This is a genomic window from Mesorhizobium sp. AA23 (genome assembly GCF_001672435.1).
In the GTDB taxonomy this organism is placed as follows: Bacteria; Pseudomonadota; Alphaproteobacteria; order Rhizobiales; family Rhizobiaceae; genus Mesorhizobium.
In genome coordinates this window covers 542,072-567,747 of the sequence record NZ_LYTP01000023.1, presented here as the reverse complement: position 1 = coordinate 567,747, position 25,676 = coordinate 542,072, and the positions used below count along the sequence as shown (strand labels likewise).

29 protein-coding genes are annotated in these 25,676 nt (G+C 64.2%); 16 read left to right on the top strand and 13 right to left on the bottom strand.

Translation table 11 applies throughout. The features are described 5' to 3' along the window. Positions 1-5: 5 nt before the first annotated feature. Entirely contained in the window at positions 6-1,184 is a 1,179-nt protein-coding gene (locus A9K66_RS19390) for an MFS transporter (protein ID WP_067326740.1), read from the bottom strand. A 193-nt stretch (positions 1,185-1,377) separates the two neighbouring features. Between A9K66_RS19390 and A9K66_RS19385 the strand changes: the two genes are divergently transcribed. From A9K66_RS19385 to A9K66_RS19370, 5 genes are all read left to right on the top strand, one after another. Then, entirely contained in the window at positions 1,378-1,734 is a 357-nt protein-coding gene (locus A9K66_RS19385) for a helix-turn-helix transcriptional regulator (RefSeq protein WP_067326737.1), read from the top strand. After that, a complete protein-coding gene (locus A9K66_RS31270; protein ID WP_245307585.1) occupies positions 1,734-1,946 on the top strand; it encodes a hypothetical protein in 213 nt (70 codons plus the stop codon). The genes A9K66_RS19385 and A9K66_RS31270 overlap by 1 nt, the downstream gene beginning before the upstream one ends. A 183-nt stretch (positions 1,947-2,129) precedes the next feature. Beyond that, positions 2,130-2,921 (top strand): SH3 domain-containing protein, encoded by a 792-nt coding sequence (locus tag A9K66_RS19380; protein ID WP_348626453.1) that lies wholly within the window; start codon positions 2,130-2,132, stop codon positions 2,919-2,921. A 377-nt stretch (positions 2,922-3,298) separates the two neighbouring features. Further along, positions 3,299-6,790 (top strand): carbamoyl-phosphate synthase large subunit, encoded by a 3,492-nt coding sequence (gene carB, locus A9K66_RS19375; RefSeq protein WP_067326731.1) that lies wholly within the window; start codon positions 3,299-3,301, stop codon positions 6,788-6,790. A gap of 415 nt (positions 6,791-7,205) precedes the next feature. After that, positions 7,206-7,541 carry a hypothetical protein gene (locus A9K66_RS19370; protein WP_082953985.1) on the top strand — a complete coding sequence of 112 codons (336 nt, stop codon included), beginning with the start codon at positions 7,206-7,208 and terminating at the stop codon, positions 7,539-7,541. Positions 7,542-7,569: 28 nt separating this feature from the next. Here A9K66_RS19370 and A9K66_RS19365 read toward each other — a convergent pair whose 3' ends face one another. After that, a complete protein-coding gene (locus A9K66_RS19365; RefSeq protein WP_067326725.1) occupies positions 7,570-8,037 on the bottom strand; it encodes a hypothetical protein in 468 nt (155 codons plus the stop codon). Then, positions 8,038-8,427, bottom strand: a complete 390-nt coding sequence (locus A9K66_RS19360; RefSeq protein WP_067326721.1) for a DUF6152 family protein — start codon at positions 8,425-8,427, stop codon at positions 8,038-8,040. Positions 8,428-8,651: 224 nt separating this feature from the next. Here A9K66_RS19360 and A9K66_RS19355 point away from each other — a divergent pair, with 224 nt between their 5' ends. Then, positions 8,652-8,972 carry a DUF1476 domain-containing protein gene (locus tag A9K66_RS19355; protein ID WP_067326717.1) on the top strand — a complete coding sequence of 107 codons (321 nt, stop codon included), beginning with the start codon at positions 8,652-8,654 and terminating at the stop codon, positions 8,970-8,972. A 27-nt stretch (positions 8,973-8,999) separates the two neighbouring features. Here the strand turns inward: A9K66_RS19355 and A9K66_RS19350 are convergent, their stop codons facing one another. The 6 genes from A9K66_RS19350 to A9K66_RS19325 all read right to left on the bottom strand — a co-directional run bounded on the left by A9K66_RS19350 (position 9,000) and on the right by A9K66_RS19325 (position 14,086). Then, on the bottom strand, positions 9,000-9,557 hold the full coding sequence (locus A9K66_RS19350) for a DUF4142 domain-containing protein (RefSeq protein WP_067326713.1): 558 nt from the start codon (positions 9,555-9,557) through the stop codon (positions 9,000-9,002). Positions 9,558-9,765: 208 nt separating this feature from the next. Next, positions 9,766-10,590 carry a carbohydrate ABC transporter permease gene (locus A9K66_RS19345; RefSeq protein WP_067326710.1) on the bottom strand — a complete coding sequence of 275 codons (825 nt, stop codon included), beginning with the start codon at positions 10,588-10,590 and terminating at the stop codon, positions 9,766-9,768. A gap of 1 nt (position 10,591) precedes the next feature. Further along, complete coding sequence (locus A9K66_RS19340) at positions 10,592-11,530, bottom strand: sugar ABC transporter permease (protein WP_067326707.1); 939 nt, start codon at positions 11,528-11,530, stop codon at positions 10,592-10,594. A 5-nt stretch (positions 11,531-11,535) separates the two neighbouring features. Further along, positions 11,536-12,804, bottom strand: coding sequence for an ABC transporter substrate-binding protein (locus A9K66_RS19335; RefSeq protein WP_067326704.1), 1,269 nt, complete (start codon positions 12,802-12,804; stop codon positions 11,536-11,538). Positions 12,805-13,203: 399 nt separating this feature from the next. Further along, on the bottom strand, positions 13,204-13,596 hold the full coding sequence (locus A9K66_RS19330; protein WP_082953959.1) for a GNAT family N-acetyltransferase: 393 nt from the start codon (positions 13,594-13,596) through the stop codon (positions 13,204-13,206). Positions 13,597-13,660: 64 nt separating this feature from the next. Next, entirely contained in the window at positions 13,661-14,086 is a 426-nt protein-coding gene (locus A9K66_RS19325; protein ID WP_067326696.1) for a DUF3775 domain-containing protein, read from the bottom strand. A gap of 179 nt (positions 14,087-14,265) precedes the next feature. Between A9K66_RS19325 and A9K66_RS19320 the strand changes: the two genes are divergently transcribed. From A9K66_RS19320 to greA, 3 genes are all read left to right on the top strand, one after another. Further along, positions 14,266-14,814 (top strand): tetratricopeptide repeat protein, encoded by a 549-nt coding sequence (locus A9K66_RS19320; protein WP_067326693.1) that lies wholly within the window; start codon positions 14,266-14,268, stop codon positions 14,812-14,814. A 10-nt stretch (positions 14,815-14,824) separates the two neighbouring features. Beyond that, positions 14,825-15,001, top strand: coding sequence for a hypothetical protein (locus tag A9K66_RS30410; RefSeq protein ID WP_156751100.1), 177 nt, complete (start codon positions 14,825-14,827; stop codon positions 14,999-15,001). Between the two features lie 88 nt (positions 15,002-15,089). After that, on the top strand, positions 15,090-15,563 hold the full coding sequence (gene greA, locus A9K66_RS19315) for a transcription elongation factor GreA (RefSeq protein ID WP_027168132.1): 474 nt from the start codon (positions 15,090-15,092) through the stop codon (positions 15,561-15,563). A gap of 3 nt (positions 15,564-15,566) precedes the next feature. Here greA and waaC read toward each other — a convergent pair whose 3' ends face one another. Genes waaC through rfaD form a run of 3 tightly spaced genes read right to left on the bottom strand, consistent with a single transcriptional unit; the run spans position 15,567 to position 18,462 of the window. Then, the gene (waaC, locus tag A9K66_RS19310; RefSeq protein WP_067326690.1) at positions 15,567-16,535 is read right to left on the bottom strand and encodes a lipopolysaccharide heptosyltransferase I; all 969 of its coding nucleotides are present in this window, start codon (positions 16,533-16,535) and stop codon (positions 15,567-15,569) included. Then, positions 16,532-17,539: a lipopolysaccharide heptosyltransferase II gene (gene waaF, locus A9K66_RS19305; protein ID WP_067326687.1), complete on the bottom strand. Its 1,008-nt coding sequence runs from the start codon at positions 17,537-17,539 to the stop codon at positions 16,532-16,534. The genes waaC and waaF overlap by 4 nt, the downstream gene beginning before the upstream one ends. After that, the gene (gene rfaD, locus A9K66_RS19300; protein WP_067326684.1) at positions 17,512-18,462 is read right to left on the bottom strand and encodes an ADP-glyceromanno-heptose 6-epimerase; all 951 of its coding nucleotides are present in this window, start codon (positions 18,460-18,462) and stop codon (positions 17,512-17,514) included. Before rfaD ends, waaF begins: the two co-directional genes overlap by 28 nt. A 316-nt stretch (positions 18,463-18,778) precedes the next feature. Here rfaD and A9K66_RS19295 point away from each other — a divergent pair, with 316 nt between their 5' ends. The 5 genes from A9K66_RS19295 (at position 18,779) to A9K66_RS19275 (ending at position 22,666) form a co-directional block, all read left to right on the top strand. Next, positions 18,779-19,138 carry a thioesterase family protein gene (locus A9K66_RS19295; RefSeq protein WP_197507490.1) on the top strand — a complete coding sequence of 120 codons (360 nt, stop codon included), beginning with the start codon at positions 18,779-18,781 and terminating at the stop codon, positions 19,136-19,138. A gap of 47 nt (positions 19,139-19,185) precedes the next feature. Further along, on the top strand, positions 19,186-19,818 hold the full coding sequence (locus A9K66_RS19290; RefSeq protein ID WP_067326679.1) for a LysE family translocator: 633 nt from the start codon (positions 19,186-19,188) through the stop codon (positions 19,816-19,818). Positions 19,819-19,970: 152 nt separating this feature from the next. Next, positions 19,971-21,461 carry a D-glycero-beta-D-manno-heptose-7-phosphate kinase gene (gene rfaE1 / locus A9K66_RS19285; protein ID WP_082953958.1) on the top strand — a complete coding sequence of 497 codons (1,491 nt, stop codon included), beginning with the start codon at positions 19,971-19,973 and terminating at the stop codon, positions 21,459-21,461. 7 nt (positions 21,462-21,468) lie between these two features. Continuing rightward, on the top strand, positions 21,469-22,041 hold the full coding sequence (locus A9K66_RS19280; RefSeq protein ID WP_067326675.1) for an SIS domain-containing protein: 573 nt from the start codon (positions 21,469-21,471) through the stop codon (positions 22,039-22,041). Beyond that, complete coding sequence (locus tag A9K66_RS19275; protein WP_067326672.1) at positions 22,034-22,666, top strand: HAD family hydrolase; 633 nt, start codon at positions 22,034-22,036, stop codon at positions 22,664-22,666. Before A9K66_RS19280 ends, A9K66_RS19275 begins: the two co-directional genes overlap by 8 nt. 68 nt (positions 22,667-22,734) lie before the next feature. On the opposite strand, the gene A9K66_RS19270 is transcribed toward A9K66_RS19275, so the two are convergent. Then, positions 22,735-23,211, bottom strand: coding sequence for an Lrp/AsnC family transcriptional regulator (locus A9K66_RS19270; RefSeq protein ID WP_066994506.1), 477 nt, complete (start codon positions 23,209-23,211; stop codon positions 22,735-22,737). Positions 23,212-23,431: 220 nt separating this feature from the next. Between A9K66_RS19270 and trxB the strand changes: the two genes are divergently transcribed. Both trxB and A9K66_RS19260 read left to right on the top strand, forming a co-directional pair. Next, positions 23,432-24,406 carry a thioredoxin-disulfide reductase gene (gene trxB, locus A9K66_RS19265; protein WP_067326669.1) on the top strand — a complete coding sequence of 325 codons (975 nt, stop codon included), beginning with the start codon at positions 23,432-23,434 and terminating at the stop codon, positions 24,404-24,406. Positions 24,407-24,478: 72 nt separating this feature from the next. Further along, positions 24,479-25,375, top strand: a complete 897-nt coding sequence (locus A9K66_RS19260; protein ID WP_067326666.1) for a LysR family transcriptional regulator — start codon at positions 24,479-24,481, stop codon at positions 25,373-25,375. The last annotated feature ends 301 nt before the right edge of the window (positions 25,376-25,676 follow it).

Sequence of the window (25,676 nt, the reverse complement as noted above, 5' to 3'; positions counted from 1 at the left end):
GAAGTCTATTCCGCCGGCATGGCGACCGGGCGGGCGAGTGCGCGACCCGCGAGCACCACACCCAACCCGACGATCGGGAATACAGCCGCGACCAGACCGAGATCGGCCGGCGCGCCGAAGCGCAGCACCGCACCGCCGACCACCGCGCCAAGGGCGACCCCGAAATAGAGCGCCGAGGCGTTGAGCGAGAGCACGATCGGGGCGGCATCGGGCGCTATTTTGATGATCCGGCTCGCCTGCGCCGGCGGGAAGGCCCAGCCGACGATGCCCCACGGCACCATCATGCCCATCAGCGCCGGCCCGGCGATCGAATGCGGCAGGAAGGTCGGGATCAGCGACAAGGTGACGAGCATCGCCGCGCTCAGCCCCAGCGACCAGCAAACCGTGCGCGCCGCGCCGAAACGGTCCGCCGCCTGGCCGCCGGCGATGTTGCCGATGACGGCGCCAACGCCGAAGGCAAGCAGCATGCCGGGAAGCGCCAGCGGGCTGAGGCCGCCGCCCTCGATCGCCAGAGGCGCGATGAAGGCAAAGACGGTGAAGGCGCCGACCAGCGCCAGCGTGGTCGTGACCAGGATCGGCAACACGCCGGGACGGACCGCCGCCGCCAGCCGCGCCTTGAGCGGCAACCTGGTGCCGACAATGCCGCGCGGCAGCCGCCACCACAGGATCGCGCCGGCAAGCGCGCCGAGGCCGGCAATGGCAAAGAAGGTGCCGCGCCAGCCGGCAATCGCCGCCACCAGCGCGCCGAGCGGTGCGCCGACCGCGACCGCCACCGTGGTGCCGCCGACCACGACCGCGATGGCGCGGGCCCTGTGATGGTCGTCGACCAGCGCCACGGCGGTGCCTTGCGCAGTTGCCGCGAACAGGCCGGACGACAGCGCCATGACGATGCGTGCGATGAGCAGCAATTCGAAGGACGAGCTTAGCGCCGCGACGATATTGCCGATGACGAAGAACACCAGCGTCCACAGGATGACGCGCCGCCGGTCCCACTCGCCGGTCAGCGTCGCCAGGATCGGCGCGCCGATCGCATAGGCGAGCGCGAAGGCGGTGATCAGCGAGCCGGCGAGCGGAACGGAGATGCCGGCATCCGCGGCGATATCGGGAAGAAGGCTGGAGATGACGAAGCCTTCGGTCGAGATCGCAAACGATCCGAGCGCAAGCCAGAAGATCCGCTTGTCCATGGGATATGTCCTTTGTTCAAAAGTTATTGAACAATTGGACATGAAGGGGCATGATGTCAACGGAACTTGGGCAAATTAGCGGAACCCTGCTGACAGCTCTGTGTCAGGACGGCGTAGAAACCGGGAAGCTGCGCAACCAAGCAAGAAGCGGAGACGCGTTGAAGTTGGTGCCGTTTGCGCTTAATTCTCAACCATGACCTTGCCTCATCCGACCGCCGATCAGATCAGCCTGCCGATCGTGCTTGCCGTGCTCGGCGACCCGACCCGGCTGGCAATCGTGCGCTTTCTCGCCAGCAAGGAAGGCGTGCCGATGAACTGCGGCAAGTTCCTCGACCTCGCCTCCAAGACCAATCTCAGCTACCACCTCGCCAAGCTGCGCGAGGCTGGCGTGACGCGCACCGAAGCGGTCGGCACCAGCCGGCTGATCACCCTGCGCCGCGACGACCTCGACAGGCGCTTCCCCGGCCTGCTCGACAGCGTGATCGCGGCCGCCGGCGAGGACAAGGCGCTTCCAGCGGTCGGCACCGCCGATGCGGAGATCGACGCCTGATGCGCATTGCCGTTCTGGCCGATATCCATGGCAACGTGCTGGCCCTCCAGCCTGCCGGATCGCGTTGTGCGGCAATAGCCATCGCAGCGAGCTCATCCGCATTCCCGCCGGCGCATGTCTCTGAGCAGGACAGCCGGCATGCGCGCTACGGCATCGTCGAGATGGATGCCTCCCGGCCGCTCCGAGGCGATCGCCATCGCCTACGACCATGAAGCTGCCGCAAAGCAGGCCGAACAAGCGGACGACTGGAATGGGCGCACGCGCCGCGGACCGGATTTATAAAGATTGAGCGAAGCTCATATCCATGATTGAGCGAAGCTCATAATCTGATTGAGCGGAAACGCCAGGATTGCAGTGCATTAAGGATGAAGCGTAAAGTCACGCTCCGATCGACATTGCTGATCGCCGCTCCTTTGCTGCTGGCCGCCGTGCCGGCTTTGGCCCAGGACGCGCCAGCCACGATCATTTCAATCATCGGCGGCCTTGCGCCGGACGATCTCCTCAACATCCGCGCCACCGCTTCACCAGATGGAAAGGTCGCGGCGCGCCTGCCCAACGGCGCAGCCGTGAAGAATTACGGCTGCAAGACCGTCAATAACTATCCCTGGTGCAAGGTCGAGGACACGCAGGACGCGCATATCGTCGGATGGGCGCCGGCCCGCTATCTCAGCCCCAACAACCCGGCCCCGGCGCCCGAGGATGCAGCCGTGCCGGCAACTGACGCCGGCCCGCCACAGGAAGCGAACGCGCCCGAGCCCTCTGAAGAACCGCAGCCGGACATCGCCGCGCGCCTGGGTCGCAGCGAGCCGGCCGATCCGCCATCCGCGGCCGATATCAGCGCCGTCGCCATGCAGGATGCCTACGCCCTCGCCTTCGCCGCCTCGGCGATCACGGAGTCCGACACCCCTGCCCCAGACGCCGCCGACGGCATCCCCTGCGCGCGCCGGATCGGCCAGCCGATGACCCGCTGCCTGATCAGCGTCGCACATGAGGCCGGCGACAGCGTCGTGACCGTGACCTGGCCGGACGGCGGCACGCGCATCATCCACTTCCATGACGGCAAGCCGGCCGGCTCGGACTCCTCCGACGAATTCCGCTTCACCCGCGAAGGCAGCCTGAACATGATCCGCATCGGCGTTTCGGAGCGCTTTGAGATCACGGATCAGCTGGCCCTGGGGAAGCGATAGGCTGAAGACGCCGGCGGGACAGCGCCCCCCTCTGTCCTGCCGGACATCTCCCCACTTGGGCCCACTTGGGGGGGAGATCGGCTGTTTTGGCGCCTCGCTTTTTCTTCACCGTCGAAAATTGGCGAAAGCAGTCGTGACGTCCAATCTCCCCCCTCGTGGGGGAGATGCCCGGCAGGGCAGAGGGGGGCGCGAAGGAATGAGACGCCTGGTTTGTTCCGTCACGCCAACCCGCAAACCCTCATTTTCGGGGTTACATCCGCCAAAACTCTTCCCTATAAGGCCCTCCTAGCCTGATACCAGAATCGCAAGCACAACCGGCCGGGTCCTCCCCGCCCGGTTTTTCGTGCAAGCCGCTCGCCGAACGGAATCCATAGACCATGCCAAGACGCACCGACATCAAGTCGATCCTGATCATCGGGGCCGGCCCCATCGTCATCGGCCAGGCATGCGAGTTCGACTATTCCGGCACCCAGGCCTGCAAGGCGCTGAAGGAAGAGGGTTTCCGCGTCATCCTGGTCAACTCCAACCCGGCCACCATCATGACCGATCCGGAGCTGGCCGACGCTACCTATATCGAGCCGATCACGCCCGAGGTGGTGGCCAAGATCATCGCCAAGGAGCGGCCGGACGCGCTGCTGCCGACCATGGGCGGCCAGACGGCTCTCAACACGGCGCTCTCGCTGCGCCGCATGGGCGTGCTCGACCGCTATCAAGTAGAGATGATCGGCGCCGACGCGGCGGCCATCGACAAGGCCGAGGACCGCGCGCTGTTCCGCCAGGCGATGAGCAAGATCGGGCTGGAGACGCCGCGCTCGATGCTGGCCAACGCCACAGAAGTCAAGGACGCCGACCGCAAGATCCACGAGGCCGAGCGCGCCGCGCTCAAAGCCGAGAACCCCGAAAACCTCGATGCCGCGCTCGATGCTTTGGAGACGCGCTGGAATCTCGGCGAAGGCGACCGCAAGCAGCGCTATATCAGCCACGCCATGGCGATCGCGGCGCAAGCGCTCGACCATGTCGGCCTGCCGGCGATTATCCGCCCCTCCTTCACCATGGGCGGCACCGGCGGCGGCATCGCCTACAACCGCGCCGAATTCTACGACATCGTTCAGTCCGGCCTCGACGCCTCGCCCACCACGGAGGTGCTGATCGAGGAGAGCGTGCTCGGCTGGAAGGAGTATGAGATGGAAGTGGTCCGCGACAAGGCGGACAACTGCATCATCATCTGCTCGATCGAGAACCTCGACCCGATGGGCGTGCACACCGGCGACAGCATCACCGTCGCGCCGGCCCTGACCTTGACCGACAAAGAGTATCAGATGATGCGCAACGCCTCGATCGCGGTGCTGCGCGAGATCGGCGTCGAGACGGGCGGCTCCAACGTCCAGTTCGCCGTCAACCCGGCCGACGGCCGCCTCGTGGTCATCGAGATGAACCCGCGCGTCTCGCGCTCGTCCGCGCTCGCCTCGAAGGCGACCGGCTTCCCGATTGCCAAGGTCGCGGCAAAGCTTGCCGTCGGCTACACGCTGGACGAGCTGGAGAACGACATCACCGGCGGCGCGACGCCGGCCTCGTTCGAGCCGTCGATCGACTATGTGGTGACCAAGATCCCGCGCTTCGCCTTCGAGAAATTCCCGGGCGCCGAGCCGGTGCTGACCACCGCCATGAAGTCGGTGGGCGAGGTGATGGCCATCGGCCGCAGCTTCCAGGAATCGCTGCAAAAGGCGCTGCGCGGACTGGAAACCGGCCTCACCGGCCTCGACGAGATCGAGATCCCCGGCCTTGGCTCGGCAGACCACGTCGACGACCGCAACGCCATCCGCGCCGCGCTCGGCACGCCGACCCCCGATCGGCTGCGCATGGTGGCGCAGGCGATCCGCATGGGTACCTCGCTCGAAGACGTGCACGCCATGTGCAAGATCGACCCGTGGTTCCTCGAGCAGATCGCCGGCATCATCGCCATGGAAGAGCGCATCCGCGAGCACGGCCTGCCGCAGGATGCGCCGAACCTGCGCATGCTGAAGGCGATGGGCTTCTCCGACGCACGCCTGGCGTCGCTGACCAGAACCGACGCGGAAGTCATTCAGAAGACCAGGCAAAAGCTCGGCGTTCATCCGGTCTATAAGCGCATCGACACCTGCGCCGCCGAGTTCGCCTCGCCGACCGCCTATATGTACTCGACCTATGAGACGCCCTTCGCCGGCGAGCTCGCCAACGAGGCGCGCGTCTCGTCGCGCAGGAAGGTCGTCATCCTCGGCGGCGGCCCGAACCGCATCGGCCAGGGCATCGAGTTCGACTATTGCTGCTGCCATGCCGCCTTTGCGCTGCGCGACGCCGGCTTCGAGGCGATCATGGTCAACTGCAACCCGGAGACCGTGTCGACCGACTACGACACATCCGACCGGCTCTATTTCGATCCGCTGACGCCGGAGGACGTGCTGGAGATCCTGCGCGCCGAGCAGGCCTCCGGCGAGCTGGTCGGCGTCATCGTCCAGTTCGGCGGCCAGACGCCGCTGAAATTGGCCGACGCGCTGGAGAAGGCCGGCATCCCGATCCTCGGCACTTCACCCGACATGATCGACCTTGCGGAAGACCGCGACCGTTTCCAGAAGCTGTTGCACAAGCTCGGGCTCACCCAGCCGAAGAACGGCATCGCCTATTCGGTCGAGCAGGCGCGCCTCGTCGCTGCCGAGCTCCGCTTTCCGCTGGTGGTGCGCCCGTCCTATGTGCTCGGCGGCCGCGCCATGCAGATCATCTACAACGAAGGCATGCTGCAGACCTATCTGCTCGACACCGTGCCCGGCCTGGTGCCGGAGGACATTAAGCAGAAATACCCGGCCGACAAGACCGGCCAGATCAACACGCTGCTCGGCAAGAACCCGCTTTTGTTCGACACTTATCTGACCGGCGCCACCGAGGTCGATGTCGACTGCCTCTGCGACGGCAAGGAAACCTTCGTCTCCGGCATCCTGGAGCACATCGAGGAGGCCGGCATCCATTCGGGCGACAGCGCCTGCTCGCTGCCGGTATATTCGCTGCAGCCGGAGCTCGTCGACGAGCTGGAACGCCAGACCGCCGCACTTGCCCGGGCGCTCAATGTCGGCGGCCTGATGAACGTGCAATACGCCATCAAGGACGGCACGGTCTATGTGCTTGAGGTGAATCCCCGCGCCTCGCGCACCGTGCCCTTCGTCGCCAAGACCATCGGCCGTCCCATTGCGAAAATCGCCGCCCGCATCATGGCCGGCGAGACGCTGGAAAACGCCTTCGCGCATTACGGCGCCATGCCTGACGCGCGCAATCCCGGCCATATCGCGGTCAAGGAAGCCGTCTTCCCCTTCGCCCGCTTCCCCGGCGTCGACATATTGCTCGGGCCGGAAATGCGCTCGACCGGCGAGGTGATGGGCCTCGACCGCGACTTTGCGCTGGCCTTCGCCAAGAGCCAGCTAGGGGCGGGTGTTGATCTCCCCCGCGCGGGCACGCTGTTCGTCTCGGTGCGCGACGAAGACAAGAAGGGGATTCTGCCCGCCGTAAAACGCCTCGCCGAGCAGGGCTTCAAGGTGCTTGCCACTTCCGGCACCGCCCGCTTCCTCGCCGAGAACGGCGTGACGGCGGAAAAGATCAACAAGGTACTCGAAGGCCGCCCCCACATCGAGGACGCCATCCGCAATCGCCAGGTCCAGATCGTCTTCAACACCACCGACGGCCAGAAAGCCGTGTCGGACTCGAAGTCGCTCCGCCGCGCGACGCTGATGCAGAAGGTGCCGTATTACACCACGCTGTCGGGTGCTGCGGCCGTGGCCGAAGCAATCGCGGCGCTGCGGGCGGGAAACCTCGAGGTTCGGCCGTTGCAGGAGTATTTTGGGTAAGGGCAACTTTGGCAGGGTAAGGAACATCACCAATTTAAAGGCATAATGTTTAGGTAATTTGCTTTCACAGAGGCGCAGTTTAGTTCGCGGCTGCCGCATCCACAGAGCCAGCTTGCGGGAATTCGCCAAGATATTGGAGCGATGCTGCCAATCCCCCCGATGTCCGGCAGGACAGAGGGGGGATTGGCAGCTTCGCCGCCTCGCCGATCCTGCACCGTTGGCGATTGGCGAAAGCCGCGACGACGGCTGATCTCCCCACTTGGGGGGGAGATGTCCGGCAGGACAGAGGGGGGCGCCGTAGAGCGCGACTTCGTGCCCGTTCATCTCAGCGCATTTGATACCGGCACCGAATAGCAACTCCGGAACTCCGCTTCCCCGCATTCTGCCCGTAGGCTAAAAATCTGCGATGGATGAGATGTCCGCAGACGAAATCGACCTGCGCTGCCCGCAGACAGTCGCCGAAAACGCCGCCAAGGGGCTGCGCCTGCGCAAGCAGTTCGGCCGCGGCGGCACCGAGATCGGCATCGCGAGGGCGACGGAGCTGAAGAACCGTAAGAACCTTTCACCCTCGACCATCCGCCGCATTGTCAGCTATTTCGCCCGCCATGAGGTCGACAAGCGCGGCAAGAACTACGGCAACGAGGAAAATCCCTCTGCCGGCTACATCGCCTGGCTGCTGTGGGGCGGCGACGAAGGCCGCGCCTGGGCGCTGGAGATGAAGAAGAAAGTCGGCAACGCGCCGGACATCTGAGCAGCAGCCGGCTCTTCGTGGAACTGCTTCACAAAAACCCTATGAACCGCCCGGCGAAAAGCACGCAGGTCCACAGGCCGAGCGAAATCACGGCCAGGACGGCCGCGATGCCCCCGGCCGACTCGGCCACCCCGCTCGTGCGGGTCAAGCGCGTGAAGGCGAGGAAATTGGCCCCCGCCAGCAGGATCAGTGTTATCTTGGCAACGAAGATCGGCATCGCCGCATAGGTGCCCGCCTTTACCGAAAACAGCAGCGCCCCGGTGATGATCGCGCCGCCAAACGCCCCAAGGGCTACGCGGCGCAGCAGCGCGACGAACGGCGCGTGGGGCAGCGAGCGGAAGGCGCCAAGGACGCTGAAATCCATGAGGCCGACGCTGGTGAGCAGCGCGCCGACCGCCATGATGTGCAGCGCATTGACGATCGGATAGGCGACGAAGGAGGCTTTCAGCCCGCGCACCAAGGCAAGCTGCTCGATGCCGGCCAGAAACTCCGCCATCTAGGCCGGCGGCAGTCGGTCGGGATAGACGTCGTAGCGCTTGCCGCCGACGATGATGCGCACCGCCTTCATGCGCTTTTCCGCCTCCTCGCGCGAGCGATGGCCAATCGCGGTCACCGCGTCGCCGACCTTGGCGACCTCCTCGGTGAAGCCGGCGGCGATGGTGCGGGCCGGCGGCGCCATCTCCACCCGCCACACCTCCCCCTTCGCATCGACGTCCAGCGTCGCATGCGGATTGCCGATATAGATCGCCGCGATCTTGCCCTTGAGCTCGAAGAAGTCGTCCTGCGTCCACGACCAGCCGTGATGGGCATAGGCGGCAGTGCCGGCAGCAAACATCAACGCCGCCGTCAGCACGACGCCCTGCATATGGTTCAACGGTGACTTCATCGCCCGTCTCCTCCACTCCTCCTGCCAGGTCGAAAGTAGGCTACGGCCCGGCCAGGTCAAATCACATCGGAGCTTCGGCCCGGCATGGCACGAATTTCGGGTCCGCGGCGTCCACACCACGATCAGGCCTTGCTACAGGCCTTCATGCTCCCCATTTTCGCTTCTCCAGGCCGCTCTTCGCATGCATCGGAGGCGGTCGAACTCACGTCCGAGCGAGGCAAACCATGAGCAGCATGAGGGACCGTCAGGAAGGCTTCGAAAAGAAATTCGCAATGGACGAGGAGACGAAGTTCAAGGCCGTGGCGCGCCGGAACAAGCTGCTCGGCCTGTGGGCCGCCGAAAAGCTCGGCAAATCCGGCGTGGATGCCGACGCCTATGCGAAAGAGGTGGTGCGCGCGGATTTCGAGGAAGCGGGCGACAACGACGTGTTCCGCAAGGTCCGTGCCGACTTCGACGCGGCGGGCGTCGCCCAGTCGGATGCCCAGATTCGCCAGGCCATGGACGAGTTGCTGGCAACGGCGGTCGAGCAGATCAAGGCGAGCTGAGGATCCGCTCGGGGGCAGAAACCACCCTCACCCGTGATACGCCACCGCCAGTTCCTTCACATGCTTCTCGTGCATTTTCAGCACCGGCAGAGTCTTCTTGGCGAACTCCTTCAGCGCCGGGTCGTCGCCGGAGTTGGCATAGGTGCTGAACAGCGCGACCGCGTCCCTATGCGCATCCATCTGCATCTTGATATACTTCCGGTCGAACTCTGTGCCGCTCGCCTGCTTCAGCTCGCCTAGCATCTGCTGTTCCTTAGGCCCCAGAGCGGGGCCGGCAGGCTTGATAGAAGCCGTCGTCTGGCCCTGGCTCATCGCCGCCTTGAAATCCTCCCCGGCCTTGATGTGGTCCCTGACCATCTCGTCGGCAAAAGCCTTGACTTCGTCCGACTGCGACTTCTCCTCGGCCAGCCTGCTCGCCTGGATTTCGAACTCGTTGGCATTGGGTACGGTGGTGACGAAAGTCTGCGTGTCGACCTTGTTGTCTGTCGCCATTGGCGCGACATCGTTGCTGTCGCTCGACTGAGCAAGGGTGGCCGGCGCGCCGGCAAGGAGCGCCATGGCGGCCGCGGTCAGAAGCGTTTTCATCTGGAATCTCCGATCAGCCCCTTGCACTTCCAACGCGAAATGGCGCTGCCGGTTGCGTTGAGGGCGTGAAGGAGGCCGTGTTGAGTCAGGGTCAGGCCGAGCCGAGGATGGTCGTACCGAGAATACCGGAGCGTGCTTGAAGTACGTGAACACCGAAGCGCAGGACACCGCCATTCGCAGCCCGGCATCACCTGAACATCAGCACGGCCTATCCCTTCACGCCGCCGGCGGTTAGGCCGGAAACGATCTTGCGTTGGAAGATCAGCACCAGCACCACCAGCGGCACCGTGACGATCACCGAAGCGGCCATGATGTTGCCCCAGGGGATCTCGAACTGCGAGTTGCCGGAAAGCAGCGCGATCGCCACCGGCACCGTGCGCTGCGCGTTGTTGGAGGTGAAGGTCAGCGCAAACAGGAACTCGTTCCATGCGCCGATGAAGGCGAGCAGCCCTGTCGTCGCCAATGCGGGCCACATCAGCGGCAGAAAGACGCGAGTGACGATGATCCATGGCGTCGCGCCGTCGAGGATCGCCGCTTCCTCGATTTCGACCGGCAGGTCGCGCACGAAGGCGGTGAGCACCCAGACGGTGAACGGCAGCGTGAAGATCATGTAGGAGAAGATCAGTCCGATGAGCGAATTGTAGAGGCCGAAGGCCCGGATGATCTCGAACAGGCCGGCCAGCACCGCGACCTGCGGAAACATCGACACCGACAATATGGCAAGCATCAGCGCCGAACGGCCGCGGAACCGGACGCGTGCCAGCGCGTAGGCGGATGTCACGCCGAGCAGCAGCGAGATGAGCACGACGGCGCCCGAGACGACCAAGGAATTCAAGAGATTGCGCAGGAAAGGACCTTCGACCAGCACGTTCCTGTAGTTGGCGAGGCTTAACGCCTGCGGCCAAAGGCTCGCCTCGAACAACTCGGTGCCGGATTTCAGGCTGGTGACGACGGCGTAATAGAGCGGAAACACCGCGACGAAGACGATTGCCCCCACCAGCAGGAAGAAGCCTAAACGCTTCAACATCGCCATCTCAGCGGCCTCCTTCCAGCTCTATCCGGCCGATGCGGATGTAGGAAATGGTGAGCAGCGCGACGATGAGGAAAAGCAGCGTCGAGGCGGCCGAGCCATAGGCGAACTTGTCGAACTCGAACAGGTTCTCGCGCACGAACACCGACATCGATTTGGTGTGCACATTGTTGGGCGTCAGCACGTAGATCAGGTCGAAGATGCGCAGCGCGTCGAGTGCGCGGAAGATCACCGCAACCATGACCGCCGGGCGGATGAGCGGCAAGGTCACCTTCCAGAAGATCTGCCACGGATTGGCGCCGTCGAGCCTGGCGACCTCGATAACATCGCGCGGCAGCATCTGCAGCGCGGCGAGGAAAAGCAGCGCCATGAACGGCGTCGTCTTCCAAATGTCGACGATCAGCACCGCGATCATCGCCGTGTCGGTGCTCGCGGTCCAGGCGATTTTGGCGTCGATCAGGCCAAGGTTGAGCAGCACCGCATTGATGATGCCGAACTGGTCGTTGAGCATCCACTGCCACATCTTGGCCGAGACGATGGTCGGGATCGCCCAGGGAATGAGGATCGCCGCCCTGACGAAGCCGCGGCCTCTGAAGTCGGCGTTGAGAACGAGCGCCACGATCATGCCGAGGACCGTTTCGCAGCTCACCGACACCACGGCGAAGAGCAGCGTGTTCCACACGGCGCGCCACCAGACCGGATCGGCGAGCAGCCCGTCATAGAGCACGCGGCCGCTCGGCATGCTGAGCATCGAGAAATAATTGTCGAAGCCGACCCATTGACGGGCGTCGAGATCGGCCAATGAGGCGTCGGTGAAGCTGTAGTAGAAAGTGCGCAGGAGCGGCCAGCCGGCGACGGCGACAAGGACCAGAAGCATCGGCGCCAGAAACAGCCAGGCCGAGCGCACGCATTGCCGCATCAGGCGCGAGCGGCTCACAGGCATCGCCCTCACCAGCCCTTGCCCTTCAGCTTGGTCAGCCTGGCTTCGAGATCGGCCAGATTATCGACGGCGCTGCCGTCGCCCGACATGGTGTTGTGGACGGCCGTCCAGAACTGGCTCGAGGCTTCGTTGTACTTGATTTTGGCGACCGCCGAAGGGCGCGGCGCCGCGTTGAGGAATATCTGCTTCCAGCGCGGGACGATCGGCTGTTCCCTGGCGATATCGGGATCGTCATAGAGCGCTTTGATGGTGGGCAGGTTGGACGTCCTCAGCGTCCGATACTTCTGCATCTCGGGCGAGGCGATGAACTTCACCAGATCGATCGCCGCGTCCTGGTGCTTGGAATATTTGGAAACCGCGAGATTCCAGCCGCCGAGCGTTGCCGTCGGCCGGGCGTCTTCGCCGGTTCCTGCCGGCAGCGGCGCCACATCGAACTTGCCCTTGATCGGTGAGGTCTCGCTGTTGCCGAGCGCATAGGCATAGGGCCAGTTGCGCATGAAGACGGCATTGCCGGTCTGCCAGACGCCGCGCGATTCCTCTTCCTGGTAGGCGAGCACGCCCGGCGGCGCAATGGTGCCGATCCAGCCCTTGACCATGTCGAGCGCGGCCGCGGCTTGTCGGTTGTTGATGGAGACCGTGCCGTTGGGCTCGATGATCTGGCCGCCGCCATTCGACATCACCCATTCGAGCGCATCGCAGGTCAGCCCCTCATAGGCGTTGCCCTGGAAGACGAAACCCCACAGGTCCTTGTTGCCGGCGGTGCGCTCCTTGTCCATGACGAGCTTGGCGGTGTCGGCCAGTTCCTGCCAGGTGGTCGGCACCTTGGCGCCGTATTTGTCGAGCAGATCCTTGCGGTAATAGAGTGCCGGCGCGTCGGTGAAGATCGGCAGCGCCACCAGCTTTCCGTTCACGGTCTGCGACTGGATGATCGACGGGAAGTGCTCGGCCACGATATCCCTGGTCGCCGCGGTGAGATCGACGAGTTGGCTGGCAAGCTGCGGCGCCCAGATCACGTCGGTCTGGTAGACGTCGATGTCGCTGTTTCCCGCCGCGAGCCACAATCTGAACTGACCGAACTGGTCGGTGCCCGACGGCGGTATCACCACGATGTCGACCTTGTTGCCGCTCTGCTTCTGGTAGCGGTCGAGTATCTCGCGCAAGACCTTGATGCCGTTGCCCGTGTCGCCCGACACGATCGACAGCTCGACCGCGCGAGCCGGCGCCACCGCGAGCATCGCGCCGACGGCAAGTGCGAGGAATGCGCGGTAAAATTTCATGCTGGTGGGCCTCGCCTCGGAACCGTCCACGCGGACCTTGCCGCGTCGGCTGATGATGACCCTCCGCCCGCATTGAATGCGGAGCGACGCTTCGGGGTTCCAGACATGGCCATCGGGGACGGGCCGCGAGGGGACTGACCCGAGTCACTCGGTTAAGGGAGATCTCGCGATTGGCCGCACGCCCAAAGCGGGCGGGCTCCGAAACCCGCCGCCCCGGAGCCCGCCTTGGAGTGGCTGACGCATGCCGGCACAGCCTCTCCGACGCCTTGCCAGCGTCGATCCGCCGATCGGCCGCCCTGCACCACGACGCATTAGCATGCCCTAACGTCAGCTTGTGTGAAGCGGTTCACAATGCGCCCCGCATTCGGTTGTGCCGCCGCAGGCAAATGCCGCGAAGCGTTACCCTTCCCACGCCACTGGGAGCATGTCGAGCCGCTCGTAAAGCCTGAAGGCGGCGGGGTTCTTCACCGTGTTGGTCTTGAGGTCGACATGGGCTGCACCCCTGTCGCGGAAAGTCAGGAACACGTGCCGCATCAGCGCCTCGCCGATGCCGTGCCTTCGCGAGTCCGGATGAACCGCCAGATCCTTGACGAAGCCCGACGCCCAGCAAAGCGCGGCGCCCGCCAGCAGCCCCTTGCCGTCGATGACGAGGAAACAGAGGTCCGGATCGAACTCGGCATCGCCAGAGATGCGCGGCCACCATTCGTCGAACGGACCTTCGGCGCCGTCGTCGAATGCCTCTTCCAGCAGTGCGTGCAGGGCCTGCGCATCCCTGTGCTCGAACGGGCGCATAACGAAGCCTTCCGGCCAATGCGGCGCGGTCAGCGCATCGTCGAGAAGCTTGCGAAGCGGTTCGTTACGCGCCGATCGCCTCCAGGCCTTCCTCCAGCCAATCGGCGAGCTGCGGCAGTCCGAGCAGGTACTTTGCGGTGCGCTTGTTGGCGCGCTCGCGCGCGGCTGCCACCGCGTCGACCCATTCGGAAGCTTCGTAGTCGCCGCGGCCCACCCAGGCCAACGCTACCAGCTCGGCCGCTTCATCGACGTTGAGGTCGTTGATCAGCTCGCGGAATTCCTCCTCGGTGAGGTCTTCCGATGCCTCCTCGACAAGGCCGTCGTGATGATGATTGTCGTGCCTGTCGCCATCGAACTCGACCTCGTGTTCGGCGCCGTCGTCGTAGTCCTCGTTGACGGCTGCGCTCAGCGCCTTGGCCTTCAGGATGAACAGGCGCACGGTATCCGGGTCGATGGAAAGCTCCCATTCCTTCTCGAGGCGCTGCTGCACTGGCCTTTCTCCTCGTCGTGCGCTCGACTGATGATAGCGGATTTGCGGCCCGCGTCACATCCGTTCGCAGAGGCGATGCGCTGCCTGACCTCCAAATAGTTTGGCTTTTGACAGGTTTTCGGGATGAAACCGCATCGAAGCGGCGTTAATCTGCCGTTGTCACGCTCAAGGAGGCTCCGATGCGCAGACGTTTGCTTGTTCAGGTCTTGGCTGCTGCCGTTAGCCTGCCGCTGTTCGCGGCGCCTGCATTCACCGCCGGCGAGGGCGGCGGTGGCGGTGGCAGCGGCGGCCAGACCACCACCCAATGCAAGAAGGGTCAGGTCTGGGACAAGAAGAAGAAGAAATGCGTTGTGCCGCAGTACGGCATGCTGGATGACGACAGCATCTACGAGGCAGGCCACGATCTGGCGATGGCCGGGCGCTACGACGAGGCGATCTCGGTGCTGACGCTCGCCGCCAACAAGCAGGATCCGCGCATTCTCAACTATCTCGGCTATTCGCATCGCCATTCCGGCCGTGTCACGGTCGGCCTCGGCTATTACGAGGAAGCGCTGCGCATCGACCCCGACTACACGCTGGTGCGCGAATATCTCGGCGAGGCCCATCTGCAAATCGGCGATCTTGCCGGCGCGCAGGAGCAGCTCAAGGAAATCGAGAAGCGGACCGGCAAAGGCTCGCGCGAATACGGCATGTTGTCAGAGCAGATCGAACGTTTCCTGAGGAGCTGATTCTTCTCAGATGCTTTTCGAAGCCGGCTGCGAGCAATCGCAGCCGGTTTTTGCTGGCGGCATTGCGGATTTAGCGCCGGATGGCCTTGCGAAAGCGGTGGTGATTTTACTGAACTTCATTTTTGAGCGTGAAAATCGCGCGGAGATCGCTATATTCAGGGAAATTGTGGTGAAACGGTTCCGTTAGCCCGAGGCTGCCGGACCGTTTTCTTTTTGTACCCAACGACAAGGCTATTCCCGAAAAGCGGGGGTGGTGGCAGGAAAGGTCAGGCATCATGATCAAGGTCCCGATGACAGGCGAGGGGTTCGCGTCATTGAAGGAAGAACTGCGCTGGCGCCAGCAGGAAGAGCGTCCACGCATCATCGAGGCGATCTCCGAAGCGCGCTCGCATGGCGACCTGTCCGAAAATGCCGAGTACCACGCGGCTAAAGAGTCGCAGAGCCACAATGAGGGCCGTATCAACGAGCTCGAGGACCTGATCGCGCGCGCCGAGGTGATCGATGTCTCGAAGCTCAGCGGCGACAAGGTGAAGTTCGGCGCCACGGTCGTGCTGGTCGACGAGGACACCGAGGAAAAGAAGACCTATCAAATCGTCGGCGACCAGGAAGCGGACGTGAAGTCCGGCCGTATCTCGATCTCCTCGCCGATCGCGCGCGCGTTGATCGGCAAAGAAGTCGGCGATGCCATCGAGGTCAACGCCCCGGGCGGCGCACGGGGTTACGAGATCGTCCAGGTGCAATTTATTTGAGGGCTAGACTGGCGTTTCCGATCTAAGCAGCCGCTCTGCTTCAGCCATAACTTCGGCCGGCGTGACTTTGCCGCCGGCGGGCGCCAGCAGTGTCGATGAATAGGGCCCGCGCGGGCCGGTCAGGCCGGGCTCCGTCGCCAGGAATATGGCGACGGTCGGCAGGCCGAAAGCGCTGGCGAGATGGGTGAGGCCGGTGTCGGCGCCGATGACGAGCGTCGACCGGCCGAGGATCGCAGCGACATCCGCTAGCGGCGATTTCGGAACCAGCACCGTTTCCGGCACGGCGCCGGCGATCGCCTCGGCAACACGCTTCTCCGCTTCGTTCGACCAGGTGACGATCGGTGTAAATTGCTGCGACACCAGTCGGCGCGCAGTCTCGACCCAGTCTTCGACCGGCCATTTCTTGTCTTCGCGGCTGGTGCCGTGCAGCAGGAAAGCCGTTTTACCTTCGACGCCGGAAAGTCCGCCTGCCGGCGGCACTATGCCGGAGCTGAGCGTCGAGAGGTCCGCCTGATACCCCAGCGCCAGGCCGAACAGGCGTCTGGTGCGCTCGATGGCGTGCAACTCGCGCGGCACGGCGTATTTGCGCTCGTAAAGCAGCGTCGCCGAGGGCTCGCGGGCGCTGGAGCGGTCGAAGCCGGCGATCGGCGCGCCGGATTGCCTGGCGACCGCGGCCGATTTCAACAGCCCCTGTGCATCGATAACCAGGTCATAGCGACGCGAGCGAAGCGCACGTCGCAGGCCGGCCATCTCGCGCCATGTGCCGCCGTCGAACGGCTTCTTGCGCCAGCGCCGGATCGCCACCTTGTGGATGGTTCCGATCGCCGGATGCAAGGCGACAACGGCGGCAAAGGCCTCTTCCACGCACCAGTCGAAGCTTATGTCCGGGCGATTGCGGAGCGCGTCCTCGACGGCCGGGAAGGTGTGGATGACATCGCCCATCGATGATGTCTTGACGATCAGAACCCTCATGCGGCCGCAGGAATATCAAGCAATCGGTCGGCGGCGGCGGCGACCCGCGCGACATCGAGCGTCTTAAGGCAGTTGAGATGGCCGAGCGGGCAGAGCTTGCTGTGGCAGGGCGAGCAGGAGAGGTGCAGCCAGATCAGTTCCGAACGGTCGGTCAGCGGCGGCGTGTTTTCGGGCGAGGTCGAGCCATAGACGGCGACGATTGGCGTGTCGACGGCGGCGGCCACATGCATCAGTCCGCTGTCGTTCGAGACGGCTAGCTTCGCCGCGGCGACCAGGTCGATGGCATCCTCCAGCTTCGTCCGGCCGGCAAGGTCGACGGCGCCCGGCGCAAGCCTCGCGATCTCGCCGGTGACCTCAGCGTCGTTCTTCGAGCCGAGCAAGGCGACGCCCATGCCTTTTGCCATCATCCCGCGGGCTAGCTCGGCATAGTATTCGCTCGGCCAGCGCTTTGCCGGGCCGAACTCGGCGCCCGGCAACAGGGCGACGAATTCTTTTGCGCTGAGCCCGAACCGCGCCAGCAGATCGGCCTGATTGGTGAGATCGACGGTGAGCTTCGGCGGGCGAAAAGTGCCGCCGCGCGCCAGGCCGAAATAGGCCCGTGCCGTGCGCCGCTTCACCGCATCGGGCAGCGGGACGATGTCGGTCAGCAGGCCGTAGCGCATTTCCCTCAGATGGCCGACGCGGCGCGGAATCCGGGCGAAGAACGGGATCAGCGCCGATTTCCAACTCCCCGGCAGCACATAGGCCATGTCGTAGCGGCCGCGCAGCAGGCGACCGAAGCGCCTGCGGCTGCGGAATTCGAGCGTGCCGGGCATCAGTGGAAAGTCGATCTGGGAGCGTATTTCGGGCATGCGTTTGACCAGGGGCGCTGCCCAAGACGGCGCGAGCACGTCGATCGCGGCATTCGGATGCTTTTCCTTCAGCGCCGTAAACAGGCACTGGGCCATCACCATGTCGCCCACCCAGCGTGGGCCGATCACGAGGATCGTTGGGCTTTCAGCCATTGGACATAGTCTCTGACGCCGGTTTCGACGGTGCGGAATTGGCCATTGTAGCCGGCCGCGCGTAAGCGGGACATATCCGCCTCGGTAAAACTCTGATAGCTGCCCTTCAGGTGTTCGGGGAAGGGAACGAACTCGATCTCACCCTTGCCGAGCGTGTCGATTACCGTCTCGGCGATGGCGCGGAACGGCTGGGCGCGGCCGGTGCCGCAGTTGAAGATGCCGCTTGAGCCCCGCTTCCATAGCCACAGATTGACATCGGCGACGTCGCCGACATGGATGAAGTCGCGGCTCTGCTCGCCGGGGCCGAAGCCGCCATAGGCGCCGAACAGCTTCGGGTTCTGGCCCTGCTCGACCTGGTTGAACAAATGGAAGGCGACCGAGGCCATGGCGCCCTTATGCGCCTCGCGCGGCCCGTAGACGTTGAAATAGCGCAGGCCGGCCACCTGCGAGTGATCGGTGTCGAAGACATTGCGGCGGACATAGTCGTCGAACAGCTTCTTCGAATAGGCGTAGACGTTGAGTGGCCGTTCGAATTCGGGCTCTTCGCGAAACTCGCTGCCGCCGCCATAGACCGAAGCCGAGGAGGCATAGAGGAAGGGCACGCGCAGTGCCAGGCAGGCGTGCAGCAGGCGCTTCGAATAACCGTAGTTCACGTCCATCATGAACTTGCCGTTCCATTCGGTGGTGGTCGAGCAGGCGCCCTGATGGAAGACGGCGTCGATGCGGCCCAGCCCGCCATCCTCGAGCCGGGCCGGAAGCTCGTCCTTGTCGAGATAGTCGGCAATGCGGAGATCGGCCAGATTGGCAATCTTGTGGCCGTCGGTCAGATCGTCGACGACCAAGATATCGTCATGGCCCTCGGCATTCAGCGCGGCGACGATGTTGGAGCCGATCATGCCGGCGCCGCCCGTGACGATGATCATCCTTGTGAGCCTTGTTTCGTTGCCGATTCCGGCCCTTATAGGGGAGGCGCGAGAGAGTGTCGATAAAAGGTCGCCGGTTGTGGAGCGTCGGCTACGACGAATGTAGGGATGGATCGGCAGAACGGCTCGCGAGATAAGCTCTGGCGCGCCGAACGATATGTCTTCAGTCGAAGCAAGCTATGGTGCCTTTGAGGGCCGTGGCATGAGCCGTCGGTGTGCGTTCTTGCCGTTGGTATAAGCCATGACATCCGATTTAAAGCCCGGCCTTCACCACCTTCAAACCCTGCGGGTCGACGACTCCCTGACGGTTCCGGCCATGGCAACGGCCTTTGCGAGTTTCGCCGACATGCCGCTGGTTTTCGCCACCGCCTTCATGGTCGGCTTCATCGAATGGGCGTGCGTCGAGGCATTGCGTCCGTTCCTGAGCAGCCATGAGAGAACCGTCGGCACCCATGTCGACGTCAGCCATGTCGCCGCGACGCCCGTCGGCATGACTGTCACCGCCGATGTCGAGCTTGTCGCGGTGCAGGGGCGAAAGCTGCGCTTCAAAGTATCGTGCAGCGACGAGAATGGATTGATCGGCGAAGGTTTCCACGAGCGCGCGGTCATCGACCATGACAAGTTCATGGCGCGTGTTCTTGCCAAATCAGGGCAGACCGGTTCGTCGCCACAGTGAGGCCGCAAAGCTCCCGCTTCAGTCGGCTCCTATCGTGAGGGATCAAGATGCCGTCGACCGAACTGCTTATCGCCTTTTTCGTCACCACGGCTATCTTCGCCTACATTCCCGGACCGGCCATGCTCTATGCCGCCGCGCAGACCATGGCCCGCGGGCGTTGGTCGGGGCTGACGGCGGCGCTCGGCATCCATCTCGGCGGCTATGTCCATGTCCTTGCCGCCGCAACCGGGCTGTCGGTGTTGTTCCACGCCGTGCCGCCGCTTTACATGGCCGTCAAACTTGTCGGCGCGCTGTACCTGATCTGGCTCGGTGTTTCGCTGTTCCGCGCCAAGATCCAGGGAAACGGAACGCTTCCTGCCATAGAGCGAAAATCGGCGCGTCGCGCCTTTTTCGAAAGCATCACGGTCGAGGTGCTCAATCCCAAGACAGCCATCTTCTTCATGGCGTTCCTGCCGCAGTTCATCGATGCCTCGGCGACCTTTCCGGTTTGGCTGCAGTTCGTGGTGCTGGGAACCGTCGTCAACCTGATGTTCTCGTCGGCTGACATCGTTTGCGTCTTTCTCGCCGGCGCGATGATTGCGCGGCTGCGGCGCTCCGGTCGCGCGCAGCGCCTTATGCAGCGCGCAGGTGGCGCCGTGCTTGTCGGTCTCGGCGTCCATGTCGCCTTGCAGAAGAGCTGATCCGTCCGGTGCCTTGGCCGGCGCGCGTGCACCGGCCCGCCGTTGCGCTGGCCCCGATTGCGGTATATCGGCATCGCGAAGAATGAAGAGCGCCGGTTTTCCGGCGCTGCAACCCCGATCAAGAACCGCCGTTCTCGGCGCGCGCCAGTGAGATGATCAAGCACCATCTGCCTTCCCCGGAGCCCTTGCATCGCACCATCGCCCACTTCGGCGAGGTCACCGTGCTGGTGGTCGGCGATTTCATCCTCGACCGTTTCGTCAACGGCGTCATCGAGCGGATCTCGCCTGAAGCGCCGATCCCGGTGCTGCATGGGCGGGGCGAGGTGGTGGCCCTGGGCGGCGCCGGCAACGTCGTTTCCAACATCGTTTCACTGGGCGGCGCCGCCATCCCGGTGTCCGTCATCGGCGCCGACCAGGCCGGCGACAATCTCATGCGCATGCTCGGCGATCTTGGCGCCGATACGGACGGCCTTGCACAGCGGCAGGACCGCATGACCTCGTCGAAGAGCCGCTTCAGCGCGCTTAACCAGCAGGTGCTGCGTTTCGACGAGGAGGAAATCAAACCGTTGTCCAGTGGCGAGCGGACGACGCTTGTCGAGCATTTCCAGGCTGCCCTTGCGCGTGCCGATATCGTCATCCTGTCCGACTACGGCAAGGGCATCCTGCTCGACGGCGTGGCGGCCGAATTGATAGCGATCTGCCGCGATGCCGGAAAGCCGGTGCTGATCGACCCGAAGGGCCGCGACTATGCGCGCTATGCCGGGGCGACGGCGGTCACGCCCAACCGCAAGGAACTCGGCGAGGCGGTCGGACGCCCGGTCTTCGGCGATGACGAGATCGTCGCTGCGGCACGCGACCTGATTGCCGCGCATGACTTCGAGTTCATCGTCGCGACGCGCAGCGAAAAGGGCATGAGCGTGGTCACCGCGGAGGATGCCCGCCATATCTCCACGCAGGCGCGCGAAGTGTTCGACGTCTCCGGCGCCGGCGACACGGTCATCGCCACCTTCGCGCTGTCGCTCGCCGCGGGCGCCGACCGGGTGCAGGCTGCTACAATCGCCAATGCCGCCGGCGGCGTGGTCGTTGGCAAGCGCGGCACGGCGCGGCTGACAGTGGAGGAGCTTTCCGGCGCGCTGTTCCGCTCGCATGGACCGGTCGCCCACAAGGACGCCATTCTCGACGCCAATGCGGCGGCCAGGATGGTGGCGGCCTGGAAAGAGGAGGGGCTGTCGGTTGGCTTCACCAATGGCTGCTTCGACATTCTGCATGCCGGCCATGTCAGCCTGCTGCACGCCGCGCGCAGCCGATGCGACCGGCTGGTGCTCGGCTTGAACAGCGACGCCTCGGTGCGCCGGCTGAAAGGGCCCGGACGTCCGGTCAACGACCAGCACGACCGCGCCTGCGTGCTCGCGGCGCTCGCCTCGGTCGATGCCGTTGTCGTCTTCGAGGAAGACACGCCGCTCAAGCTGATCGAGGCGCTTCTGCCCGACATCCTGGTCAAGGGCGCGGATTACACGATCGAGACCGTGGTCGGCGCCGACGTGGTGCAGAACGCGGGCGGGCGTGTGGTGCTGGTCGACCTCGTCGCCGGCAAGAGCACCACCAAAACCATCGGCAAGCTGCGCGCCGGCGGCGCGAATTGAGGGTTTCATGTCCGAGCTGAACGACTATCTGGTCCGCTCCGCGGCGGCGATCTCGGCAATGGTCGAGCGCGATCTCACCGGCGAGATGGAGCGCGCGGTGAGCGCGGTCGTGAAGGCGCTGTCACACGGCAAGGCGCTGCTGATCTGCGGCAATGGCGGCTCGGCGAGCGACGCCATCCACATCGCCGGCGAACTGGTCGGCCGGTTCCTTAAAGAGCGCAAGGCCTACAATGTCATCGCGCTGCCGGCCAATGCGGCGGTGCTGACCGCCTGGGGCAACGACTACGGCTTCGACACCGTCTTCTCACGCCAGGTCGAGGCGCATGGGTCGGAAGGCGCGGTATTGCTCGCCATCTCCACCAGCGGCAACTCGCCGAGCATCCTTGCCGCCGCCGAGCAGGCGCGGGCCATGGGCATGACGGTGATCAGCCTCACCGGCGACACCGGCGGCAAGCTCAAGCCGCTCACAGACATCTTGCTCAGCGTGCCGTCGACCTCGACGCCGATCATCCAGCAGGGGCATCTCTGCCTCTATCACCATCTGTGCGAGGCGGTCGAAGCGCGTCTCAGCAATGGCTGACCGCGAAGGGGATTTTCCGCTCGTCGAGCCCGGCCTGTGGATCGAGCGGATTGGCGCCAAGGCGTTTCCGGCTGGCCTGCCGGCACTGTTTCTAGACCGTGACGGCACCATCAATATCGATACCGGCTATCCTGACGATCCGGACGCCATGGTGCTGCGCGACGGTATCGCGCCTGCCATAGAAGCCGCGAATCGGCGCGGCATCCCGGTCGTCGTCATCACCAACCAGTCCGGTATCGCGCGCGGCTATTTTGGCTGGGATGCTTTCGCCCGGGTCAATCAGCGGGTTCTCGACCTGCTTGCCGAGAAGAACGCAGCCGTCGACATGGTGTTGGCCTGCGCCTACCACGAAGCCGGTTCGGGGCCGCTGGCGATCGCCGATCATCCGATGCGCAAGCCCAATCCGGGCATGCTGGTCGAGGCCGCGCGTCAACTCGGCCTCGATCTCAAGCGATCGCTGATCGTCGGCGACAAGCCGGCCGACATGGAAGCAGGCCAGCGCGCCGGCCTCACACGCGGCTGGCTTGTCGATGGTGAAGCCATGGCGATGGGCGGGCTTTCGGTTTTGCCCCTGCGCGGGGCGCAGGACCTGGAGAGCCTGCTGACCGCGATACAATCGCGCTGATCGCGGATTGATTCAAAATTGAACGCCAAGCCGCTGTTTTTCCAGCGGCTTCATCGGAAGCCGGCGCATTAAGCCGGAAAGGCGACCAGCCCCTCATCCTTGACCCGGCGGATGGTCAGCGCGGTGCGCACCGTGTCGACATTGGGCGCCGAGGCGAGCTCCTCGATGACGAAGGTCTGGAAGGTGCCAAGGTCGCTTGCCACGCAATGCAGCAGGAAATCGGACTCGCCCGACACCATCCAGGCATCGCGAACGATCGGCCAGCCCCTCGTCCGCTCGGCAAAAGCCTTGAGCTCGGCGTCGGCCTGATGGTGCAGGCCGATCAGGCAGAAGGCGACGACATCCATGCCGAGCGCCGGCGCATTGAGGAGCGCACGGTAACCGCGGATGATGCCGGCCTCTTCCAGTCGCCTGACGCGGCGTAGGCAAGGCGGCGCCGAGATGCCGACGCGGCCGGACAACTCGACATTGGTCATACGACCGTCACTCTGCAGCTCTCGCAGGATCTTCCAGTCGATGGCGTCGAGATCGGCTTTGAGCGGCATGATCGGCTTTCGCGCAAGAATCTTTCGCGATTTTGTAATTTGGTTTCGCGCACGAGGCCACCCCTTTGCGATGATTTTTCTGCAACTGGCTGCGATATGGCCCTGTATACCGCTATGAAGCTTTCCGGGGACGAAGGCCAAGCTGCCTTGCTGGCTTGGCGGGCAGCACTTACATTACCGGCAACAAAACCACGGCCCTCGCGCCGCAGGGGACTTTTTCATGAACACCAAACACGCGCCCGTTCTCATCATCGGCTCCGGGCCGGCCGGCTACACCGCGGCGATCTATGCCGCCCGCGCCATGCTGAAGCCGATGCTTGTCGCCGGCCTGCAGCAGGGCGGTCAGTTGATGATCACCACCGACGTCGAAAACTATCCGGGCTTCGCCGATCCGATCCAGGGCCCCTGGCTGATGGAGCAGATGCTCAAGCAGGCCGAGCATGTCGGCACCGAGATCGTCAACGACATCATCACCGAGGTCGACCTCAATGTGCGGCCGTTTCGCGCCACCGGCGATTCCGGCACCGTCTACACCGCCGACGCTTTGATCATCGCCACCGGCGCGCAAGCCAAGTGGCTGGGTATCCCGTCCGAGCAGACGTTCATGGGCTTCGGCGTCTCGGCCTGCGCCACCTGCGACGGCTTCTTCTATCGCGGCAAGGATGTCGCCGTGGTCGGCGGCGGCAATTCGGCGGTGGAGGAGGCGCTCTACCTCGCCAACCTCGCCAGGAGCGTCACCGTCATTCACCGCCGCAACGATTTCCGCGCCGAGCGTATCCTGCGCGAGCGGCTGTTCAAGAAGGACAATGTCCGCATCATCTGGGATACCGTCGTCGACGAGATCACCGGGCAGCCGGGCAAGGCACCGCTGCCGCCTTCGGTCGACGGCTTGAAGCTGCGCAATGTGGTGACGGGCGAAGTGTCGCGGCTGCAGGTCGATGGCGTCTTTGTCGCGATCGGCCATGCGCCGGCGGTCGAGCTTTTCATCGGCAAGCTGAAGCAGAAGCCGAACGGCTATCTGTGGACGGCGCCCGATTCGACCCGTACCGACGTTCCCGGCGTTTTCGCCGCCGGCGACGTCACCGACGATGTCTACCGGCAAGCGGTTACAGCTGCCGGGCTCGGTTGCATGGCCGCGCTCGAGGCGGAGAAATATCTGGCGGGGATCGAGGTTCACCGCGAAGCGGCGGAATAATCGATCGGCTGAAAAAAGCCGTTTAAAAGCCTGATTTTTCATTCAGACGCCAAGGGCAACACGAGGGGAATCATGGCGCTGGACTGGGACAAGCTACGCGTGTTTCACGCTGCGGCGGAGGCTGGGTCGTTTACCCATGCCGCCGAAACGCTGCATCTGTCGCAGTCGGCGATCTCGCGGCAGGTCAGCGCACTGGAGCATGACGTCGGCGTGGCGCTGTTCCATCGCCACGCGCGTGGCCTCGTGTTGACCGAGCAGGGCGAGATGCTGTTCCGCACGGCACATGACGTGCTGATGAAGCTGGAGACGATCAAGTCGCGGCTGACCGAGACCAAGGATCGCCCGTCCGGCGTGCTGAGGGTCACAACAACGGTGGGGCTCGGGGCCGGCTGGCTGACCGAGCGCGTGCAGGAATTCATCGAGCTCTACCCCGAGATCAGCCTGCAGCTCATCCTCGCCAACGAGGAACTCGACCTCACCATGCGTCAGGCCGATTGCGCCATCCGCCTACGCCAGCCGCAGCAGCCGGATCTTATCCAGCGCCGGCTGTTCACGGTGCATTTCCACCTTTATGCGTCGCCTTCCTATGTGGCGAAGTTCGGCAAGCCCGCCTCGATCGCCGAGCTCGGGAACCACCGGATCGTCACCTTCGGCGTGCCGGTGCCCTCGCATCTGTCGGAGCTGAACTGGCTGGAGACGGTCGGCGATTTCGAGGGCGGGCAAAGGGTGCCGACGCTGCAGATCAACGACATCCTGTCTATCAAGCGCGCGGTCCAGGGCGGCGCCGGCATCGCCATGCTGCCCGACTACGTCATCAACAAGGACTCGAACCTCGTCCAGTTGCTGCCCGAAACCGAGGTGCCGTCCTTCGACACCTATTTCGCCTATCCCGACGCGATGAAGAACCAGGCGAAGCTGCACGTGTTCCGCGATTTCATCATCGCCAAGGCGCGCAGTTGGTCCTACTAGCAGGACCTGCCGATATTCGGGTGGTGCCGGCCTGACCTGGCCCACGACAGGGACTTAAGCGCACCATGGCGTGGGGCAGCCAGCCGGAGACAGCGCGCCCGGGGCGGAGACAAAGAACAAGGCGCTGCCGGCAATTGCCGAAAAAGTTCGCATCGGGCTCTCCTGCCGCAGAAATAAACGCGACCAGCCCAAGTTCGCATCATTGTGAATTTAGCGTATTTCGGCACCGGAATCTGACCCGGTTTGCATATCAGCGATCGCTTTCAGTCCGGAACGGCTCTGGATTCGGCGATTTTTTCTG

Bases quoted from the DNA above. Each gene is read 5' to 3' on its own strand.
- A9K66_RS19390 (WP_067326740.1), bottom strand. From the start codon at position 1,184: ATGGACAAGCGGATCTTCTGGCTTGCGCTCGGATCGTTTGCGATCTCG.
- A9K66_RS19385 (WP_067326737.1), top strand. From the start codon at position 1,378: ATGACCTTGCCTCATCCGACCGCCGATCAGATCAGCCTGCCGATCGTG.
- A9K66_RS31270 (WP_245307585.1), top strand. From the start codon at position 1,734: ATGCGCATTGCCGTTCTGGCCGATATCCATGGCAACGTGCTGGCCCTC.
- carB (WP_067326731.1), top strand. From the start codon at position 3,299: ATGCCAAGACGCACCGACATCAAGTCGATCCTGATCATCGGGGCCGGC.
- A9K66_RS19370 (WP_082953985.1), top strand. From the start codon at position 7,206: ATGTCCGCAGACGAAATCGACCTGCGCTGCCCGCAGACAGTCGCCGAA.
- A9K66_RS19365 (WP_067326725.1), bottom strand. From the start codon at position 8,037: ATGGCGGAGTTTCTGGCCGGCATCGAGCAGCTTGCCTTGGTGCGCGGG.
- A9K66_RS19360 (WP_067326721.1), bottom strand. From the start codon at position 8,427: ATGAAGTCACCGTTGAACCATATGCAGGGCGTCGTGCTGACGGCGGCG.
- A9K66_RS19355 (WP_067326717.1), top strand. From the start codon at position 8,652: ATGAGCAGCATGAGGGACCGTCAGGAAGGCTTCGAAAAGAAATTCGCA.
- A9K66_RS19350 (WP_067326713.1), bottom strand. From the start codon at position 9,557: ATGAAAACGCTTCTGACCGCGGCCGCCATGGCGCTCCTTGCCGGCGCG.
- A9K66_RS19345 (WP_067326710.1), bottom strand. From the start codon at position 10,590: ATGGCGATGTTGAAGCGTTTAGGCTTCTTCCTGCTGGTGGGGGCAATC.
- A9K66_RS19340 (WP_067326707.1), bottom strand. From the start codon at position 11,530: ATGCCTGTGAGCCGCTCGCGCCTGATGCGGCAATGCGTGCGCTCGGCC.
- A9K66_RS19335 (WP_067326704.1), bottom strand. From the start codon at position 12,804: ATGAAATTTTACCGCGCATTCCTCGCACTTGCCGTCGGCGCGATGCTC.
- A9K66_RS19330 (WP_082953959.1), bottom strand. From the start codon at position 13,596: ATGCGCCCGTTCGAGCACAGGGATGCGCAGGCCCTGCACGCACTGCTG.
- A9K66_RS19320 (WP_067326693.1), top strand. From the start codon at position 14,266: ATGCGCAGACGTTTGCTTGTTCAGGTCTTGGCTGCTGCCGTTAGCCTG.
- A9K66_RS30410 (WP_156751100.1), top strand. From the start codon at position 14,825: ATGCTTTTCGAAGCCGGCTGCGAGCAATCGCAGCCGGTTTTTGCTGGC.
- greA (WP_027168132.1), top strand. From the start codon at position 15,090: ATGATCAAGGTCCCGATGACAGGCGAGGGGTTCGCGTCATTGAAGGAA.
- waaC (WP_067326690.1), bottom strand. From the start codon at position 16,535: ATGAGGGTTCTGATCGTCAAGACATCATCGATGGGCGATGTCATCCAC.
- waaF (WP_067326687.1), bottom strand. From the start codon at position 17,539: ATGGCTGAAAGCCCAACGATCCTCGTGATCGGCCCACGCTGGGTGGGC.
- rfaD (WP_067326684.1), bottom strand. From the start codon at position 18,462: ATGATCATCGTCACGGGCGGCGCCGGCATGATCGGCTCCAACATCGTC.
- A9K66_RS19295 (WP_197507490.1), top strand. From the start codon at position 18,779: ATGGCAACGGCCTTTGCGAGTTTCGCCGACATGCCGCTGGTTTTCGCC.
- A9K66_RS19290 (WP_067326679.1), top strand. From the start codon at position 19,186: ATGCCGTCGACCGAACTGCTTATCGCCTTTTTCGTCACCACGGCTATC.
- rfaE1 (WP_082953958.1), top strand. From the start codon at position 19,971: ATGATCAAGCACCATCTGCCTTCCCCGGAGCCCTTGCATCGCACCATC.
- A9K66_RS19280 (WP_067326675.1), top strand. From the start codon at position 21,469: ATGTCCGAGCTGAACGACTATCTGGTCCGCTCCGCGGCGGCGATCTCG.
- A9K66_RS19275 (WP_067326672.1), top strand. From the start codon at position 22,034: ATGGCTGACCGCGAAGGGGATTTTCCGCTCGTCGAGCCCGGCCTGTGG.
- A9K66_RS19270 (WP_066994506.1), bottom strand. From the start codon at position 23,211: ATGCCGCTCAAAGCCGATCTCGACGCCATCGACTGGAAGATCCTGCGA.
- trxB (WP_067326669.1), top strand. From the start codon at position 23,432: ATGAACACCAAACACGCGCCCGTTCTCATCATCGGCTCCGGGCCGGCC.
- A9K66_RS19260 (WP_067326666.1), top strand. From the start codon at position 24,479: ATGGCGCTGGACTGGGACAAGCTACGCGTGTTTCACGCTGCGGCGGAG.